The sequence below is a fragment of the Paenibacillus whitsoniae genome, from assembly GCF_003955665.1.
Lineage (GTDB): Bacteria > Bacillota > Bacilli > Paenibacillales > NBRC-103111 > Paenibacillus_E > Paenibacillus_E whitsoniae.
Map to the genome: position 1 here is coordinate 106,302 of NZ_RXHU01000054.1, position 17,653 is coordinate 123,954.

13 protein-coding genes are annotated in these 17,653 nt (G+C 52.7%); 12 read left to right on the top strand and 1 reads right to left on the bottom strand.

Annotated elements, in window-relative coordinates:
* The first annotated feature begins 13 nt into the window (after positions 1-13).
* The 11 genes from EJQ19_RS18000 to EJQ19_RS18050 all read left to right on the top strand — a co-directional run bounded on the left by EJQ19_RS18000 (position 14) and on the right by EJQ19_RS18050 (position 15,671).
* The gene (locus tag EJQ19_RS18000; protein WP_126142620.1) at positions 14-874 is read left to right on the top strand and encodes a carbohydrate ABC transporter permease; all 861 of its coding nucleotides are present in this window, start codon (positions 14-16) and stop codon (positions 872-874) included.
* Between the two features lie 155 nt (positions 875-1,029).
* Positions 1,030-2,427, top strand: coding sequence for an ABC transporter substrate-binding protein (locus EJQ19_RS18005; RefSeq protein ID WP_126142621.1), 1,398 nt, complete (start codon positions 1,030-1,032; stop codon positions 2,425-2,427).
* A gap of 141 nt (positions 2,428-2,568) precedes the next feature.
* Positions 2,569-4,281 (top strand): sensor histidine kinase, encoded by a 1,713-nt coding sequence (locus tag EJQ19_RS18010; protein ID WP_126142622.1) that lies wholly within the window; start codon positions 2,569-2,571, stop codon positions 4,279-4,281.
* Positions 4,274-5,890 carry a response regulator gene (locus EJQ19_RS18015; protein ID WP_126142623.1) on the top strand — a complete coding sequence of 539 codons (1,617 nt, stop codon included), beginning with the start codon at positions 4,274-4,276 and terminating at the stop codon, positions 5,888-5,890. Before EJQ19_RS18010 ends, EJQ19_RS18015 begins: the two co-directional genes overlap by 8 nt.
* A gap of 579 nt (positions 5,891-6,469) precedes the next feature.
* On the top strand, positions 6,470-8,272 hold the full coding sequence (locus EJQ19_RS18020; protein ID WP_164716603.1) for a cache domain-containing sensor histidine kinase: 1,803 nt from the start codon (positions 6,470-6,472) through the stop codon (positions 8,270-8,272).
* Positions 8,269-9,864, top strand: coding sequence for a response regulator transcription factor (locus EJQ19_RS18025; protein WP_126142625.1), 1,596 nt, complete (start codon positions 8,269-8,271; stop codon positions 9,862-9,864). The genes EJQ19_RS18020 and EJQ19_RS18025 overlap by 4 nt, the downstream gene beginning before the upstream one ends.
* Positions 9,865-10,124: 260 nt before the next feature.
* Positions 10,125-11,480, top strand: a complete 1,356-nt coding sequence (locus EJQ19_RS18030) for an extracellular solute-binding protein (RefSeq protein WP_126142626.1) — start codon at positions 10,125-10,127, stop codon at positions 11,478-11,480.
* Between the two features lie 11 nt (positions 11,481-11,491).
* Positions 11,492-12,376 carry a carbohydrate ABC transporter permease gene (locus EJQ19_RS18035; protein ID WP_126142627.1) on the top strand — a complete coding sequence of 295 codons (885 nt, stop codon included), beginning with the start codon at positions 11,492-11,494 and terminating at the stop codon, positions 12,374-12,376.
* Positions 12,373-13,182 (top strand): carbohydrate ABC transporter permease, encoded by an 810-nt coding sequence (locus tag EJQ19_RS18040; RefSeq protein WP_241242969.1) that lies wholly within the window; start codon positions 12,373-12,375, stop codon positions 13,180-13,182. Before EJQ19_RS18035 ends, EJQ19_RS18040 begins: the two co-directional genes overlap by 4 nt.
* Positions 13,183-13,206: 24 nt before the next feature.
* Positions 13,207-14,844 carry a beta-N-acetylhexosaminidase gene (gene nagZ / locus EJQ19_RS18045; protein ID WP_126142629.1) on the top strand — a complete coding sequence of 546 codons (1,638 nt, stop codon included), beginning with the start codon at positions 13,207-13,209 and terminating at the stop codon, positions 14,842-14,844.
* Positions 14,845-15,344: 500 nt separating this feature from the next.
* On the top strand, positions 15,345-15,671 hold the full coding sequence (locus tag EJQ19_RS18050) for a hypothetical protein (RefSeq protein WP_126142630.1): 327 nt from the start codon (positions 15,345-15,347) through the stop codon (positions 15,669-15,671).
* 132 nt (positions 15,672-15,803) lie between these two features.
* On the opposite strand, the gene EJQ19_RS18055 is transcribed toward EJQ19_RS18050, so the two are convergent.
* Positions 15,804-16,793 (bottom strand): GNAT family N-acetyltransferase, encoded by a 990-nt coding sequence (locus EJQ19_RS18055; RefSeq protein WP_164716604.1) that lies wholly within the window; start codon positions 16,791-16,793, stop codon positions 15,804-15,806.
* 386 nt (positions 16,794-17,179) lie between these two features.
* On the opposite strand from EJQ19_RS18055, the gene EJQ19_RS18060 reads away from it, so the two are divergent.
* Entirely contained in the window at positions 17,180-17,632 is a 453-nt protein-coding gene (locus tag EJQ19_RS18060; protein WP_126142632.1) for a hypothetical protein, read from the top strand.
* Positions 17,633-17,653 lie beyond the last annotated feature (21 nt).

Below are 17,653 nucleotides of genomic sequence, written 5' to 3' on the forward strand. Positions count from 1 at the left end.
GGAGGAGAGCATAATGCGCATTACGAAAAATGGCGTTAACCGAAGCGGATATATCGCCGCTCATACCGTGAAATGGCTCTTTTTGCTGATCATCGCGTTCTTTACACTTTTTCCAATCGTCATGGCGATACTGGGGTCATTTAAAACGAATGCCGAGCTTACGACGGGAGCAACGTTGCTGCCTTCGGTCTGGCAGTTCTCGAACTATGCTACTGCCTGGAAGCAAGCCAATTTTGCTCAGTTCACATGGAACAGCTTGTTTATTTCCACCGTTGTAACCGCGGGCACTCTGTTGGTAGCTTCGATGTCTGCTTACGCGGTCGACCGTTCGTCTTTTCCGGGCAAACGCTTGTACGCTGCGCTGCAGGGCAGCACGATGTTTATTTCGATTGGGGCGGTGGTGCTTCGGCCGCAGTTCGATCTGATGGTCAAGCTTGGGTTGAATAAATCCCTCTGGGGCGTCATTCTTATTCTGATCAGCGCGCATGCGACCGTTTATTTTATGCTAATTGGTTTTTTCAAGGCGATCCCGAAGGATCTCGATGAAGCGGCCTATCTGGACGGTTGCAATTTCTATACGGTATATTGGCGCATTATTCTACCTTTACTGGGGCCGGCTCTTGGCGTCACAGGATTGTTCACGTTCCGAGGGGCCTGGAATGAGTACATTCTTCCACTGGTCTTTACGATGACGAATCCCAAGCTGCAAACGCTGACAGTGGGACTGGCGAATTTACGCTACGGAATCGGCGCAGCTGCAGAGTCGCACCTTATGATGGCGGGCGCATGCCTGTCGTTTCTGCCGATTCTTGTGGTGTATGTACTTGCAAACAAATCGTTTATTCAAGTGACAGCTGGCGGGGTAAAGGGATAAGCGCTTTTGGCGATGCAATAGAAAAGTGGTTTTCCCCTACTAGCTAGAGTTGATTTGTCCTTCACGGTGTTCGCGTTTTTGGAATTATGCTGATAGTAGTTCTACTTTGTTAAAAAAATGGTCTTAAGGTAAACTAAACGAGGAGGGTTTTACACATGAACAAAAAAATGGTGCTGGCCGCGCTGCTTGGAATGACAATGGCGGCATCCCTGGCGGCTTGCGGAGGGCAAACGGAGTCGAATTCGGCGAGCACTTCGCCATCCGGAGCTGCTTCCAGTGGGGCGAAAACAAAGCTGACGTATTGGACTGTCGATCGGCATGATGCTGATTACATGAAAGAAGTGATAAAGAATTTCAATGAAACGAACAAGGATAACATTGAAATTGAAATGACCGTGCTTGCGGACAATTTCAACCAGTCGGTTGATATTGCGTTCGCCAGCAATCAGGCGCCGGATATTTTGAGAACGAACGATTTTACGGGATTTGTCAAGAAAGGTTACCTTGCCCCTCTTAACGATATGATGACGGATGAAATGAAGAATCGCTACAACAGTCTGCTGGTTGAAGAGCTGAATACGATCGACGGCAACATTTACTCGCTGCCGAACACGGGACAGTATTGGAGATTGATTTACAATGTGGATCTCTTTAAGAAAGCCGGTATTGCCGCACCTCCGTCAACGGTGCAAGAAATGGTGGAAGATGCCAAGAAGATTACGGAAGCCGGCAAAGATATTGGTGCTTACGGATTCGCGGAGAACTTTAAAAACCCGGGATCGGCGTTCAGCCGAATTGCCAATCCGATCGCTTCGCTCAGTGGCACTTCTGTGGTGGATGGCTTCAACTATAAGACAGGGCTGTTTGATTACGCCGTATATAAGCCGATCGTTGAAGCGCTTCGTCAAATGAAACAGGACGGCAGTATGTTGCCGGGCGTAGAGTCGCTTGACATCGATCCGCTGCGCGCACAGTTTGCGGCAGGCAAGATTGGCATGTACTTTAATCATTCCGGCGAGCCGGCTGTGTACCAAAGCCAATTCCCGACGAAAATTAACTGGAGCGCTGCGCTTCCGCCAACGATCGATGGCAACAAGCAGGGAACGGTTTCGGTTATCGCGGGGAACTACATTGGGATCAGCAAAAGCACTCCGAATAAAGAAAAAGCCTGGAAGTTCCTGCAATATATTTACAACCTTGACTTCCAGAAAGCTTATCATGAAAAAGGGTACGGTATTTCCATTGTACCGGATGTGAACGCTGTCGCCCAAAAGCCTACGACGCCGGGCATTGAAGGCTTCCTCCCTACGAAATTCGATGCTTTGTATGCACCGACGCCGCTTACGGTGACGGAGGCTAAGGTAGAAGGCGTAAAAGCCGGCAACGCCATTATGAAATACATGCTCGAAGGCGGAGATTTGGATAAGACGCTCAGCGATTTATCCACACGCTACAACGCCGGATTGGATAAAGCGAGAACGTCGGGAGATACGAAGACCAAGGCGAATCCGAGCTTTGATCCGTTCAAGCTCCAGGGCAGTCTCGCCAAGTAAGCACGGGGACAGTAGGATGGATATAGTAAGGGGCGCGCTGCCGAGAGCAGCGCGTCCCTTGGCTATTCGTCCAGAAGGAGGCGGGTTTGTCTGAAAGATCGGTATTATCAGTTATCACTTCGCCAAAGGTTGCGTATTTCGGTGCTGCTGCTCACCATTCTCTCGATTGCACTGACCGGTGGAATGTCATATTGGATTGCTTTCCGCTCGACGGAACAAGGGGCGTTCATTTCTAGTCAGAATACACTGAACAAATCCGCTCGCATTCTGGACGAAAAGCTTCGGCATATTATCGTTACGACGTCATCCATGATGTTAAGCGATGCCTTTAAGCAGACAATGGAGGACGTGGCAGCTCGCGATACGTCGAACTACTATACCCGGTTATCCGCCTTGCAGACGCCGCTTGGTCAAATGAAGTTGATTGAGCCGTCAATTCAATCCGTGCTCATCTCCACACCGATCGGGGAGATGTTCGCAACGAATGATTTGCGGAGCCAAACCCGGCTGCGAGACACAGTGCTGAATCCTTATCTGGACAGTAACGAACGTGTGATGTGGGTAAAAAATCATGAGGACTTACTGTTCTACGGCAGGCAAGAAGTGGTTTCGTTGATCATGAAGCCCGTAACGGAACTGAATATTCGCGATGTAAATATCGTCGTTAATGTGAAAGAAGAAGCGCTTCGACGTGTTGTCACCGATGATCTGCTCGATAACGCCTCCGAGTATTTTCTGATTGCGGGCAGCGGCGAAATCGTACTTCCCATTAACGGTCAGAAGTCTGCTTTCCAAAAGGACCCAAGCTTCTTAAACAGGTTGCAAGTGCAGGATCGCGGATTTTTCAAGTATTCGTTGGAGGACAAAGCCTATCTCGTCAATTTCTCCCGGCTCACCCTGAACAAGCAGTGGACGATGGTCAGCTTGCAGACGCAAGCAGATCTCTTGAGACAGGTGAATCGTATTAAAACGATTACGCTGATCATTATGCTGTGTTGCATCGTACTGGCATTCGTGTTGTCCAATGTCATCGCAAGCGTACTGCTGAAGCCCCTTCACAAGCTACAGGGCCTAATGCGGAAAGTTGAAAACAATCATTTGGATGTGCGGTTTGAAAGCCGATATCAGGATGAAGTCGCTCAAGTCGGACTCAAATTCAATCGGATGCTGGAAGAAATCGCCTCGCTTATTGAGAATGTCAAGGAAGCCGAGTTCGAAAAACGCAAAATGGAAGTGAAGGCGCTTCAAGCGCAGATTGATCCCCATTTTTTATACAATACGCTGAACACCATCCTATGGAAGTCGGAAAGCGCTCAAAACCAGGATGTTACCGAAATGATTACTTCGCTCTCAATGCTGTTTCAACTTGGGCTCAATGGCGGAAACGAGATGACAACATTGAATATGGAAATCGATCATGTTCGGCAGTATCTCATCATCCAGCAAAAATGCTATGAGGATCTGTTTGAGTATACGATTGAGCTAGAGGATGACTCCCTGCTGGAGGAGCCGATTTTGAAAATACTGCTGCAGCCTTTGGTGGAAAACACCATTTTGCACGGATTTCAAGAGATGGAGAGGAAGGGCTTCATAAAGGTGTCGATAGCTCGTTCCCAAGCCCAATTGCGTCTTACGGTTGAGGATAATGGAGCGGGAATGAACGTTCCATCTGTGATGGCAAATATGAAACAGGAGCACGCCGAAGCCAAGAGTTATGCACTCCGCAACGTCTATGGACGATTGCGGCTGCATTACGGTCATGGGGCGGATATTGTGATGCACAGCGAACCCTATATTTCTACTTCGGTTACATTGATTATACCGTTTGGAGGGGAAGGAGGGCCTTATGACTGAAGCAATTAGAATGTGTGTAATTGACGATATCAAAACCGTAGTGGAAGGCATTGCGACCCAAATCGACTGGGAAGCGTACGGTATCCGCATCACGGGGACGGCGAGCAATGGGCAGAAGGGACTTGAACTCATTGATGAAACGGAACCGCATATCGTGCTGACCGATATACGCATGCCGAGATTGAGCGGCTTGGAGATGACAAAACAGGTGCTGCAGAAGCATCCTCGTACCAAAATCGTTTTCATGAGCGGATACACCGATTTCCAATATGCGCAGCAAGCCGTGCAGCTCGGTGCTTTCGACTATATTGTGAAGCCGATCAATCCGAAAAAAATGATCGACGTGGTCCTGAAGGCCCGTCATGCGATTGAAGAAGAGATGGGCGAAACGCAGAGATACCACGAGATGGAGAGGAAGCTGCGTGAAAGCTTGCCCTATTTGCGGCAGGAATATTTCCAATTGCTGCTGCAATTCCGGACAACCCCTGAGCAAGCGGCGAGGCGCTGGGATTTTCTGAACATCGGGCTGTCGCGCGAGCGCTTTGCCGTCATGCTGGCAGAAATCGACCAGTTCATGGAGCAAACGGATATGCTGCCGGTTCAAGAAGTTGAGCTTATTCGGTTTACTGTACACAACATTCTGGAGGAAACCTTGGGCAGGCATACCCAGGCTTTCGTGTTCCGCGACAATACCAACCGGTTCGTCGCGATCTTTAATCCGACCGATTCCTTCGGCTTGGAAGCCATTGCAGAGCAATGTCGCGAGAATGTCGCCAAATTCTCCAGATACACCGTTTCGCTCGGTCTTGGAGAAGAAGTTGCGGCCATTCATCAAATATCCCACGCATATGCGCAGGCGCTCGCGGCGCTGTCATACAGCTTCTACACAGGGGGCAACACGGTGTACAGCTTTCCAAACAAGAGCCCGATGCAGGAGGAATTGCCGCGATATTCTCCGGAGAAGGAGAAGGAGCTGTTTTATTGTTTAAGATCCGGTAATTTGGTAAAAGCTTGTGCCATCGTTGACGAGCTCTTTGAGGAGACGCTGACGGGAGGTACGCCGCCGGCTCCGCAAACAGTGAAAGGGTATGGCGACGATGTTGCGTTCCTCATCAAGCGGGTGTTCTCCGAAAAGCTGACGGACGAAGAAATGAAGGCGATTGAACGCGAGTGGCAGTCTATCAAAAATCTGACCTCCTTCAAACTGACTGAGCTTCGAACCAACATCAAGGAGTTGTGCAGAATCGGCTGCGAGCGAATTCAGAAGCGGCAAACCGAGGAAGCCAATCAGGTAGTAGAACAGGTGATTGCTTACATTCGTCAGCATGTGGATTCAGATATGACTGTTAACGATTACGCCAAGCTCGTTTATTTGAGCGGCAGCTATTTTGCAAATCTATTCAAAAAAGTAACGGGGATGACCGTCGTTCAGTTCGTCACGTCAGAACGAATGGAGCGAGCAAAGGTAATGCTTGTCGAAGGCAAACAGGTGCAGGACATTGCGCAATCGCTGGGTTACGAGGACAGGCCGCACTTCAGTGAGCTGTTCAAGAAACATACGGGCATGACACCGTCTGAATTCAAGCAGTTGTACAGCGGGAAAGAGTAGGATCAACATTCATGCGGTGAGTGTCGTGCCGCGGCAAGCACGCGCCACCGCAATTTTGGCGGTTGACAAACAAATCAATTTCATGTAAAATTGTTGCTATTGATTGAAATGAAACGAATAACACTTCATACAGGGCCTCCATTTACCCCACACGAACGATTCCGCAAGATGAACATAACCCCCTCTTCTTGTCAGTTCTTTTCGAAAAGGCATCCATCACCTTATTTGTATTGGTAACCCGAGGCAGCGAAAGTGTTTCGGCAGCAAGTGTTTGGTTTCGCAATTCTCACTGGCGCGGTCATCGGAGCCGCAAGGATGGAAGAGAGGTAGGGCTTCCGTTGTTTTGTATTTACTTCCGACACGTTAGACTGCGACGAAATAAAGTGTTGTAAATTTCCCTCGCAGCTCCTAATAATTGCACAATTTCATAACGATCAATCCATGAATCGTTGTCGCGGTGTAGAACTGCGGGAACGATTTTTCATTATTCATAGCGCACCTCTTAACCGCTGGTTAAACTTTCACACTTCCTTTACAATGAAGGTGTCAGATTATGGTGGAGGGAGCCCGGCAACGTTCATGAATTTGAATAAAAAAGTATTCCTCGGCTTTTTATTTTTTATTATAATTCCGCTTTTTGTGCTGGGGACGGCCGTCTACTCGGTGTCGCAGCAGCTCATTGAGAAGAAGTACGGCGACCTGACCGAAGTGACGCTGCAGGCGATTTCCCGGAACATTTACTACATGTTCAAGGAAGCGAACTATTTTTCGGATTTCTGGATGGTGAAGGACAGTGTGCAGGAAATTTACCGCACGATGGATCAGGTGAAGGCGAACGAAACGCTGTCGTCCTACGATCAGAATGCGTTCGATACGTTTCTGCGCGGCTCCATTTTGACGTATTCCCCCATTCAATCTGTCATGATTTACAATAATGTCGGCAAGCTGTTCAGTGCCGGACGTACGAGCGCGGGCGCACTGCCTTGGGCGACGCTTAGTCAGAGCACGGCTTTTCAGCAAATTGAAGCCCTCAACGGGAGTCCGCTATGGATCGGCCCTTCGGAGTATAAAGAGTTTGGCACCGCGCGTGGCGAGTTCTATCAGGCCCGGATTGTCAAAGATTTCTGGACGATGGACAACCTCGGCTACATGCTGACCAAATATAAATTCAGTGAGCTCGATCAGATTTTCAAATCGTTCAATACGGAGAATTCGAGCCGCTACCTGCTCGTGAATAAGAACGGTCTTATATTTTACGATAACAAGCAAAATCTGGAGGGCGCGAATATCCTTCAGCTGCTGCAAGGTAAGTTGGAGCTTCAAAAGATCAACTACAGTTTCCAGTCGAATTTTCAGGATGAGAAAAGCCTCGTGTCGCTCTATCATCTGAATTTGAGCCAGATGGGGGTTCAGGACTGGAGTGTCGTCTCGATCACGTCCTGGAAGTACGTAGCCGGCGAGCTGGAGACGATAATGAAGCTGGTGGCGGGGATTACGTTTGTCTCTTTGTTTTTTGCCCTGATGTACAACCTCGTCTTCGTTCGGCGCATCATTCAACTGATCCTGCGCATGTTGTCCTCGATGAAAAAGGTGGAGCGCGGCGATCTGACGACGCGAATGGAAGAGAGCGGGAAGGACGAGACGTCGGCCTTGGCCCGAGGCTTTAACTCGCTGGTGGCACGGGTGGAGGATTTGCTCGATGAGGTGAAGAAGCAGCAGGATCGCAAAAATAAAGCCGAGCTGATGCTGCTCCAGGCGCAGATTAAGCCGCATTTCCTTTTTAATACGCTAGAGTCGATCAATGTGCTTGCGATTCAGAATCAAGGAAAAAAAGTGAGCCAAATGGTCGTCCGGCTCGGCAACTTGCTGCGTATCGGGATGGAAAATCGCGAAGAAATTTCGCTCAAGCAGGAACTCGATCATCTGCGCAGCTATTTGCAAATTCAGGAATACCGCTTCGAGGATCGGTTTCACTATACGATTGAGGCGCCGGAGGAGCTGCTCCATTACGATATTTTGAAGCTGACCTTGCAGCCGCTGGTGGAGAACAGCTTGCAGCATGGCATCGAGCCGATGGAGGCGATGGGGCAGATTACGGTTCACGCCCAGGATGAAGGCGAGAGCATTGGGCTTTACGTCTCCGACAACGGCGTCGGCATCAGCAATGAGAAATTGGCGAAATTTCATTATAAAACGGAGCTGGAAACGCCGCTGCATGAAATTATGGACGGCGAGGAGCGCCGCGGGCTCGGACTCAGCAATGTCGCGGACCGGGTTCGGATTCAGTATGGCGAGCGGTACGGCATGTTTATTTGCTCGCAGGAAGGCGCGGGTACGACGATCAAGGTTGTTATTCCGAAGAAAGGGAGAATCGTAGGATGAGGCTGACGGCGATTTTGGCGGATGATGAACCGAATATTTTGCGCAATTTGCAGGGGGTCATTCCTTGGGACGAGCTGGGGATTGACATTGTCGGTACGGGGAAGAACGGACTGGAAGCCTACGAGCTCTGCGAGCGATTCGTGCCTGATCTCGTCATGAGCGACATTCGGATGCCGCATATGGACGGGATTGCGTTTATCCATAAGCTGCGGGAGATTAACGAGGATTGCAAGGTGCTGATGGTGACGGGCTATCAGGATTTTGAGTATGTGCGCTCGCTGCTGCGGATTGGCGTGAGCGATTATATTTTGAAGCCGATTGATTACGAGGAGCTCGAGAATTCGATTCGCAAGCTGGCGAACGACATTCGCGATCGCAAGCATCAGGCGCAGGAAGAGCAGTTGAAGCTGGGGAAACTGCAAAGTCTGGTCTATGAAAAAGTGCTGCAAGACGTTATCCTGAACGACTTGGATTTCGAGGCGGACGGCTATTTGCCGATCGATCGTGCGGATTTTCAAACAGTCACGTATCTCCTGGCGATACTCGATGTGGATATGTACTCGGAGCATACACTGACGTGGAGCGAGCCGGAGCGAAAAGCCTGGAACCTCGCGGCGCGAAAGGTGCTCCATCATGTACTCGCCGAGGAGCGGGAGGCGGCAACGATTCTGCAGATGCGAGAGGGCGAGTGGGCGCTTCTGCTGCCATGGACGGGCGCGGCGGAGGAATCGCCCGCCAAATTGGAGGCGCTTGCGGCTACGCTGCTGCAAGCGGTGAACCGCGCCGTCGACGTCGGCATCCGCGTCGGCTATTATGTGTCGCCGGTGCCGCTCGGCGAGCTGTCGGCGACGTATAGCAAGCTGCAGCGCGATCTGCAGCTCACCCCGGCAGCGGTGGTGCCTTGCCGCGAAACGCGAGAGACGGCCGATGCCTCCGGCACGCTGTGGGATCTCGTCGCGGAGATCGTCACCGGGCTTAAGCAGGTGAGCCGACCTGCTACATTGGATGCGCTGCAGCGGCTGCAAGCGATGCTCGAGGGGCTGCCCGGCACCTCGATGACACGGGCGTATCAGATGCTGCACTACCTGATTTTGCATGTGCTCCGCGAATTGCGCGAGATGAACGCCATCACGCCCGCGGAGGAAGAGCAGATGTGGGGCCAGCTCGATAAGAGCGAAAGCATCCCGCTTCTGCTGCAGGTGATGACACAGCTTGTGGCGATCGGGCTGGAAGGAACGAACAAGAAGAAAAACAGCGAGCTCTTGATGGCTTCTGCGAAGGAATACATAAGGACACAGTATTCGAACGATTTTGGGATCGAGGATATTGCCGGCAGTCTGGGCATCTCCGCTTCGTATTTCAGCCTGCTGTTCAAGCAGCACTTCGGCGAAACTTTCGTGGAATACCTGACAAAGCATCGCATGGAGATTGCGAAGTCCTTGCTGCTGCACAGCGACAAGAGCATCACGGATATCGGGCGTGCCGTCGGTTATGCGGAGCGGCGCTATTTTACGAAAGTTTTTCAGAAATTTACGGGGCAAATCCCGTCGGAATACCGGGAAAAGCGCACGGATAACAGTTCGCGCGACTAGAGAATTTTGTCCCTCTATTAGGAATTTGTTGGTCTTTAGCACCCGGTGGGGTTCCCTTATACTAAATATATGAGCTAGGGCGTGTCTGAATGCTCCGAGGGCCGCAGATTTTGCCGAATTTTCGTTCCATGCAAGGAACTTTTGTGAAGGCGTACCGGGGGTACGTCAAGCGAAAGTGACGCAGTAGGGGGCGAAAAGGTGGTGAGAGATGCCCCTGAGCGGGTTTTCAGACACGCCCTAAAAGGAGAGTCAGGCGGAACATGAGGAAAAGGGCGTTCGTGTGGGGCGTGGTTGCCCTGAGCAGTACGCTGCTGCTGAGTTCCTGCAGCTTGTTCGGCGGTAATCGATCAAACGATGGAGGTCGCGGCGAAGCAGCAAGCGGGCAGGACGGCAAGCCTGCGCCAATTCAATTGACAATCCGGCATACGCAGGTCAAGGATACGCAGAAGAAACGGCTTGCGATGCTGCAGGATGTCGTGGCTGCGACGGAAGCGAAGGTGCCGGGACTGACCATCACGCTCGATGGGGTGGAGGATAAGGTCAACCGCTTCGAGAAGCTGCGGGCCGAGATGGCGGCGGGCAATCCGCCGGAAATTTTCGATCTGTTCGGCGGCACGGATACGCGGGATTACGTGAAAGCGAATCGCCTGCTCGATTTGACACCGATTCTCCATGAGCTTGGATTAACGGACAAGTTTTACAGCTTCGAGGAATTTACGGTAGGCGGCAAAATCTACGGGATTCCGATGGCTGGGTATGTGGAAGGTTTATATTACAACAAAAAGATGCTAGCCAATCACGGGATTCAACCGCCGCAGACGTGGGATGAGCTTATGGCGGCCGCCGCGAAGCTGAAGTCGCTCAAAATTACGCCGTTTGCGCTCGCTGCCAAGGATTCATGGGTGATCAACATGATGATTAACACGATGTGGGTGCGCACGGCGGGGCCGGGAGCGATCGGCGGGCTGCTCGACGGCAGTCGCAAATGGACGGATCCCGACATGCTGCAGGCGTTCGAGCAGTATCAAACGTTGATTCAAAAAGGCTATTTTCAGGACGGCAGCCTGGCGCTAGCGTACGCCGAGCAGCAGAACACGTTTATCTCGGGCGGCGCCGCCTTTATGTTTGACGGCAGTTGGGCGAATACGCCTCTGCTTGATCCGGAGAAATCGTCCATCGTGAACGATGTCGGTTTCATGAGCCTGCCGGCCATGGGCGGGCCGGGAGACGGCTACATCAATGGCGGCTGGTCCAACGCCTACGGTTTCAGCAAAAAGGTGACGCCGGATCAGCTCATGGCGATTAAAGAATTTATCAGGCAAATGTACAACGAACCGATGCAGCGAAGGCAACTGCTTGAAGAAGGCATGCCGCCGGCGATGAAGCTGTCGGATACGGGGAAGGTGAATCCGCTCATTTCCCAGATCTTGCAGGTGTTTGAAACGAGCAAAGGGACGTTCCCTGCGTTCGATTCCGTCATTCAGACGAAGGTGCGCGAGAGTCTGGAGCGCAGCATGCAGGAGCTGATCGGCGGCAGGACGAATCCGGCGGCCTTGACGGCCGACCTTCAGAAGAAGCAGGAGGCCGCGAATGCGGAGGAATCCCATACCAAATAGCAGGATGATCTATGAATCAATTGGGCAAAAATGCATGGGCTTACGCCTGGTTCACAGCACCGGCCTTGCTGGTGTTCGCGCTGTTTTTTCTAACGCCGATGGGGATGGCACTGCGCTATGGCTTCACGTCATGGAACGGCGTGTCGGCGCCGGTCTATAACGGTCTGGCCAATTTCCGCACGGCGTTTGGGGATCCTTATTTTTGGATCGCCGTGAGAAATAATCTTCTCTTTATTCTGTTTGCCGTAGGGCTCCAAATTCCGCTGATCCTGATCCTTGCCCTGTTAGTCAGCCGGGTGAGACGGTGGATGAGTCTGTACCAGACACTCATCTTTACGCCGACCATCCTGTCCACAGCGGTGATCGGCGTCCTGTGGGGGTTCATCTATCATCCACAGGCGGGCATGTTGAATCATGTATGGGAGGCCGTCGGTCTGCCCAGTTGGAAGCGAGTGTGGCTGGGGAATGAAGCGACGGCGATGCCAGCGGTTCTGATTGCCAACGCTTGGCAGTGGCTCGGCTTCTATGTCATCCTTGTCACCGCTTCGATCCGGGCGATCCCTCGCCCTGTCCTGGAAGCGGCGGAGCTGGACGGTGCCGGCAATTGGCGGCAGGCATGGCATATGATTGTGCCCCTGTTGCGGCCTGTGCTTGTCGTCATGGTGCTGCTCTCGGTGACGGGCGGCATGAAGGCGCTGGACATTGTCGTTGTGATGACTGGAGGAAATCCGTATGGCATTACCGAAGTGATGGGCTCCTATATGCTCAAAAAAGCGTATCGCCTCGGCGAGTACGGGTACGCAAGTTCCATTGCGATCCTGATTCTGCTGTTTACCGGGGTGTTGACCGCCGCGTTAGGGCAGCTCGTGAGGAGGCGGGAGGAGGTGGATTGGTGAGGCGATTTCGGGGTTTTCTGCCACACCTTGTCCTGCTCGTCTACATCGCGGTGATCCTATGCCCACTGGGCTGGGTACTGCTCTCCTCTTTCAAAACGAATAAGGAAATTATTGCCGCCCCATGGGCATTTCCAGCAAATCTTTCCTTGGCCAACTACTGGAACGCCTGGAGTGGTGCGCATGTGGGGCGGTATTTCCTGAATAGTGTGGTCAATTCGGCGGTCTCCGCGCTGGCGGCGCTGGGGCTTGGGACGACTACGGCTTTTGCCCTGACACGCATGAAGTTCCCTCGCATCAGCAGGCTGTTGCGACGCGTTTTTCTTCTTGCCTTGCTGGTGCCGTCGGGCGCCTTGATCGTGCCGCTATACCTGCTGCTTCGAGATTTGCACTTGGTGAATTCGCCGCTGGCGCTCATTCTGCCCTATCTGGTGCTGGAGCTGCCGTGGACGATCTATATGGTAAGCGCATTCATGTCGTCGATTTCCAGCGAGCTGGAGGAGGCCGGCATTATGGACGGATTGTCCATGCACGGACTGCTGTGGCGCATTCTCGTACCGATTGCGATCCCTTCGCTGTTTACGGTTTTTATGCTGAATTTCTTAACGGGCTGGAATGAGTTCATGATGGCGAACGTGTTTCTGACGAAGGAGACGCTGCGCACGTTGCCGGTCAGCATGGTTGCGTTCTACGACCAGCTCAACATGAATTACGGCTCGCTAAGCGCAGCCATTGTGCTTAGCATGCTGCCCGTCATCGCGATGTATTTTTTGATGCACAGACGCATCATGGTTCATATTAAAGCTTAACATTCACTCAAGGAGCGTGTATTCATGGCATCCCCAGCAAACCCTCATTCCCCCCTTTCGTTGCGTCAAAAAGTCGGTCAGCTCTTCATCTGCGGCTTTGATGGAACAACGCCGAACGAAGGAATTACCCGTCTTATTGAAGGGTACGGGCTTGGCGGCGTCATTTATTTTCGGCGCAATGTGCAGGATGCGATCCAGCTTGCGCAGCTGTCGGCCGAGCTTCAGGCCATCTCGCAAAATAGCGGCAATCAGCCGCTCTTCATAGCGGTCGATCAGGAAGGCGGGATGGTCTCCCGGATCGAAAAAGGGGCCACCCTGCTGCCGGGCAATATGGCGCTGGGGGCTGCGTTTTCTCCGGCCGGCGTGTATGCCTGCTCGAAGGTAATGGGGAAAGAGCTGCGGCAGATGGGCGTGAATATGAATTTTGCCCCTTGCCTGGACATCAACAATAACCGGCTGAATCCGGTCATTGGCGTGCGCTCCTACGGCGAAACGGCTGCACTGGTCAGCGATATGGGGACTCACGCGGTCAAAGGCTTGCAGGACATGGGGGTCATTGCGACCGTCAAACATTTCCCCGGGCACGGGGATACGGCGGCGGATTCGCACCATGACTTGCCGGTCGTGCCGCACAGCATGGAGCGGCTGCGCGAGCTGGAGTTGGCGCCGTTCGTCCGGGCCATCGAAGACGGCGTGGATGCGATTATGACGGCGCATGTCGTTTTCGATGCGCTGGCGGACTGCGCGACTGCGACGCCATCGACGCTGTCGTACAAGATTTTGACCGAGCTGCTTCGCCAGGAGCTGCGATTCAGGGGGCTTGTCGTGACCGACTGCCTGGAAATGAAGGCGATCTCCGAGGGGATCGGCGTGGCGGAAGGCGCGGTCCGCGCCATTGAAGCAGGGGCTGACCTGCTGCTGGTCAGCCATCGGCTCGATCGCCAGCTTGCGGCGATCGAGGCAGTGGTTGCGGCCGTCGAGAGCGGCCGCATTCCGGAGTCGCGCATCGACGAGTCCGTGCTGCGGGTGATGACGCACAAGTATAAGCGCGGCATCTTGTTCGAGGCGATGGCCCCGCTGCCGGAGGGGCCGATCTCGACGCCGGAGCATCAGGCGCTGGCGCGGGAGCTGAGTCGTAAGAGCGTTACGAAGGTGAAGGACACGGTCCGGGAAGAACTGCGAGTGGACGACAAGCTGCTCGTGATCTGGACGGAAGTGCAGACCGGCACGGAGATCGACGAGGTCGTCGAGCGGACGGGGACGCTCGGTTGCGCCCTGGCTGAGCTTTCCGGCCAGGAGGTTCGGGAAGTATACGTCGGCTTGCATCCGAGCGACGAGGAAGTTGCACAGTTGGTGGGGCTGTGCGATGGGGTGGAGCAAGCAATCGTCGTCACGTACAACGCGACGTTCTCGTCAGGTCAGACAAAGCTGGTGAAGGCGTTGGCGGCGAAGGAAGGGCTGCGCTTGATCGTAGCGGCCGGACGGAACCCGTACGATCTGCTCGAGTTCCCGGAGGTGCAGACGTACTACGCTTGCTACGAGAATCGCCCGTTGGCGATGCACTCGCTCGCGCACGTGCTGCTCGGCAACGAGAAAGCGGCCGGCCGGCTGCCCGTCACGCTGTCGGAAGCGTATCCGATCGGTTGGCGGCAGGAAGAGTAGGCAGGACGGACGATACGTGTGTATGGGCTGTACGACACGTGAAGCACGTATGCATGACCACATGATTGGTAACCACAAGATCGTCTGAGATGAGGCAGGCTTGTGGTTATTTTGGTCAGAATGTAGTTCTCTTCGGGGGACGAAACGTCGTCGGACGCGTGGCTGCCGCTAACGGGCGCCACAGCGCCTATCTGCCCCAAAATCCGCCATTTCAAGCTGTAGCGGATGTGACAGCGCCTATTACCATGAAATCGGCCCGATTTCACCAAATTTCATCGAAATAAGCGCAATGGCATCCGTTAAGTTTCAAAATGCCCGGTTTTCAGGACAATAAGCGCGCTGACATCCGTTACAGCTTTTTCCCCACAGATTTGCCGTGTGCAGGAAAGGGGAATTTGCGTAAAACGATTGTGCTAGAATAGATGTACTAGACCCGTTACGGAGTGGAGGCGTATGGATGTCGCAGCGAAACAGCTTGATTCTGGATGTTGCCGGGTGTATTGGCTACCAATTTTTCACCGCGCTTTTGGAAGAGGTTGGAGGAGGAAACGGGGACGCCCTACGAAGGGCTGATGTTGTTTAAAAAAGAGATCCGCAGCGAACTATGGAAGGGCGCGATCACAGAAGAAGCGTTTTGGACGCGGCTCTGTACAAGGTTTCCTGTCATTCAAAAAGAGCAGGCCAAGCGCCTGCTCTTGTCGAACATTCAGCCTTTGCCTGCGCTCGAGGATATTTCGGTATGGCATGAGTATGCGGACATTCACCTGCTAAGCAATCATCGCGCAGAATGGATTGAGCCTATTTTAGCGGATGGCAGACGTTTCTAGCGGGTGATGATGGAGCTTGGAGAAGCCGCATTCTGCCGCTAATCTCCGGCCAACGTAGATAAGTAGCCGCGAGCGCAAGGCATCCATTCGGGTTGATTGCACACTTACTGCGCTGAATCTTGGGAAGGCTGCTTATTTGGGCAGCTCGAGCACCATCTTGTATTGACCAGGCTCCGCACGGAAACCAAGCAGTTGGCGATTAATGTGCAGCATCGGCCCATTCAAGGAGTCGTTATGCGTTCTTAAATAAGGAACGCCGTGCCGTCTAGCTGTTTGGATGCCGAGCAGTTTCAAAGCTAGAGCAATGCGGCGGCCGCGATATTCGGGCAGCACGCCTGTGTAGTCGTGATACATCGCTTGGGTTTGTTCATTTTGCTGTAAAGTAACTACGCCCACGTAGCGGTCGCCGTCCTTGGCAATGTGAATCCATGCCGGGCGTGCGCCGGGACGGTCGATATTCCATTTCTTCCATTCTTCGAACCAGGGAAAGCCCTCCGAAAAGCCTGGAATATCTTGATGCGTAACACGATACAGTTCATGCAATTGGCGTTCGCTTTCTTCGCCAGGTTCATCGGCTAATGTTACAAAATGGATCCCGTTGCGTTCCACTTGTGCAATCGTGTCCAAGAGCTGGCCGCCGTCAAACGCATCCAGTTCCAATACAGATTCGAACGTATGTCGTTCTTGCATACAGCCGCGACGTGCGGCAAAAGCTAATGACGTCTCATCCGTCTCCCGCATGAAGCTGATTAGCCGCGATGCCTTCACCTCGGTGGCCCAGGCAAGAAGAGCAGCGAAAATGGCATTGCCGACTCCTTTGCCGCGATGTTTCGGATCGACAATCAGGCTGCAAATTAGCGCTCCAGGATCTGTCCACGGCGCCCGCCAAGCAATGGCATACGCAAGGACATGTCCATCCGCGTCCTCTGCAACCCATTTGGGACGATCCCAGCCTTCAAGCTGGCCGTTTGCATTGTAGTGCAGCTTGCCGGGTGGTATGCTCTCTTCGTCAGTCTTTAATTGTTCGGCGGTTGTCGGTTCCGACCAAATCATATTCAGCAGCGGGGCAATTTCAGTAAAATCGTAAGGCGGCTCCATTCTTCGAATAACAAAGTTTGTCACGGTTTTTAGGCCTCCGTATTTGAAATGCGTTCTTATGGACATTATTGCATGGTGGACGGCTTCGCTTCTTGGTAAAGTCTGGGTATAAAAAGATTCTACCTTAGCAGTATCGGGCATGATCGAGCAGGTGAAGATGAGTGGGATTCTGGAGCGTGATGTATAAAAGTAGCGTTGCGGCAGGCTAGGACTTTTTGGAGTCCGGGTCCGCCGCTTTTTTTGTCGTTGTCGCGCCGAAGATGCTCGCATCTGGTACGAAAGTATACTATCCGCTACCCCTAAAGTAGCACTTGAAAACTACTCCAAAGGGTGAAGGCACAAAATGGATATGAGACTACAATGAGAATGTAAGCAATTGCAGCAAGGCCAAAAGGAGGTCGGCAAGCACAATGATGCGGTTGAAGCGTAAATCGATACTCGTTTCATTAAGCTTATCGACTCTTGTGGCTTCGGGTACGGCTTATGCGTATACCGGGGCAGGCGAAACGCTGCAGCAATGGATGAAATTGCAAGTGCAGCTCCAGCAGCAGGCGATTGAGGGCCAACTGCGGGAAGAGATGAATACAGCAAGAAGTGCGTTAAGCGATACGGAAATGGCGTCACTCGCAAGCGTAGGTGAGCAGCTCGACAAGGAGTCGGCCGCTGCCGCCGAACAGGCTGCTCGACAAATCAATCAAGCGCGCAGCCATTACACGGATGAGTTTGATCGCGCTGCGGCAGAACTCAGCAAGTCAAGTCAGGAGGCGTTTGATGCGTATGTTGCCTCGGCAACCGGCCGTATGCAAACGGAGCTTGAACGCACGGTAACTCAAACGATTCAAGGCTTTGAACCAATAAACTAATTCCAAGGGAGATTGATGAAC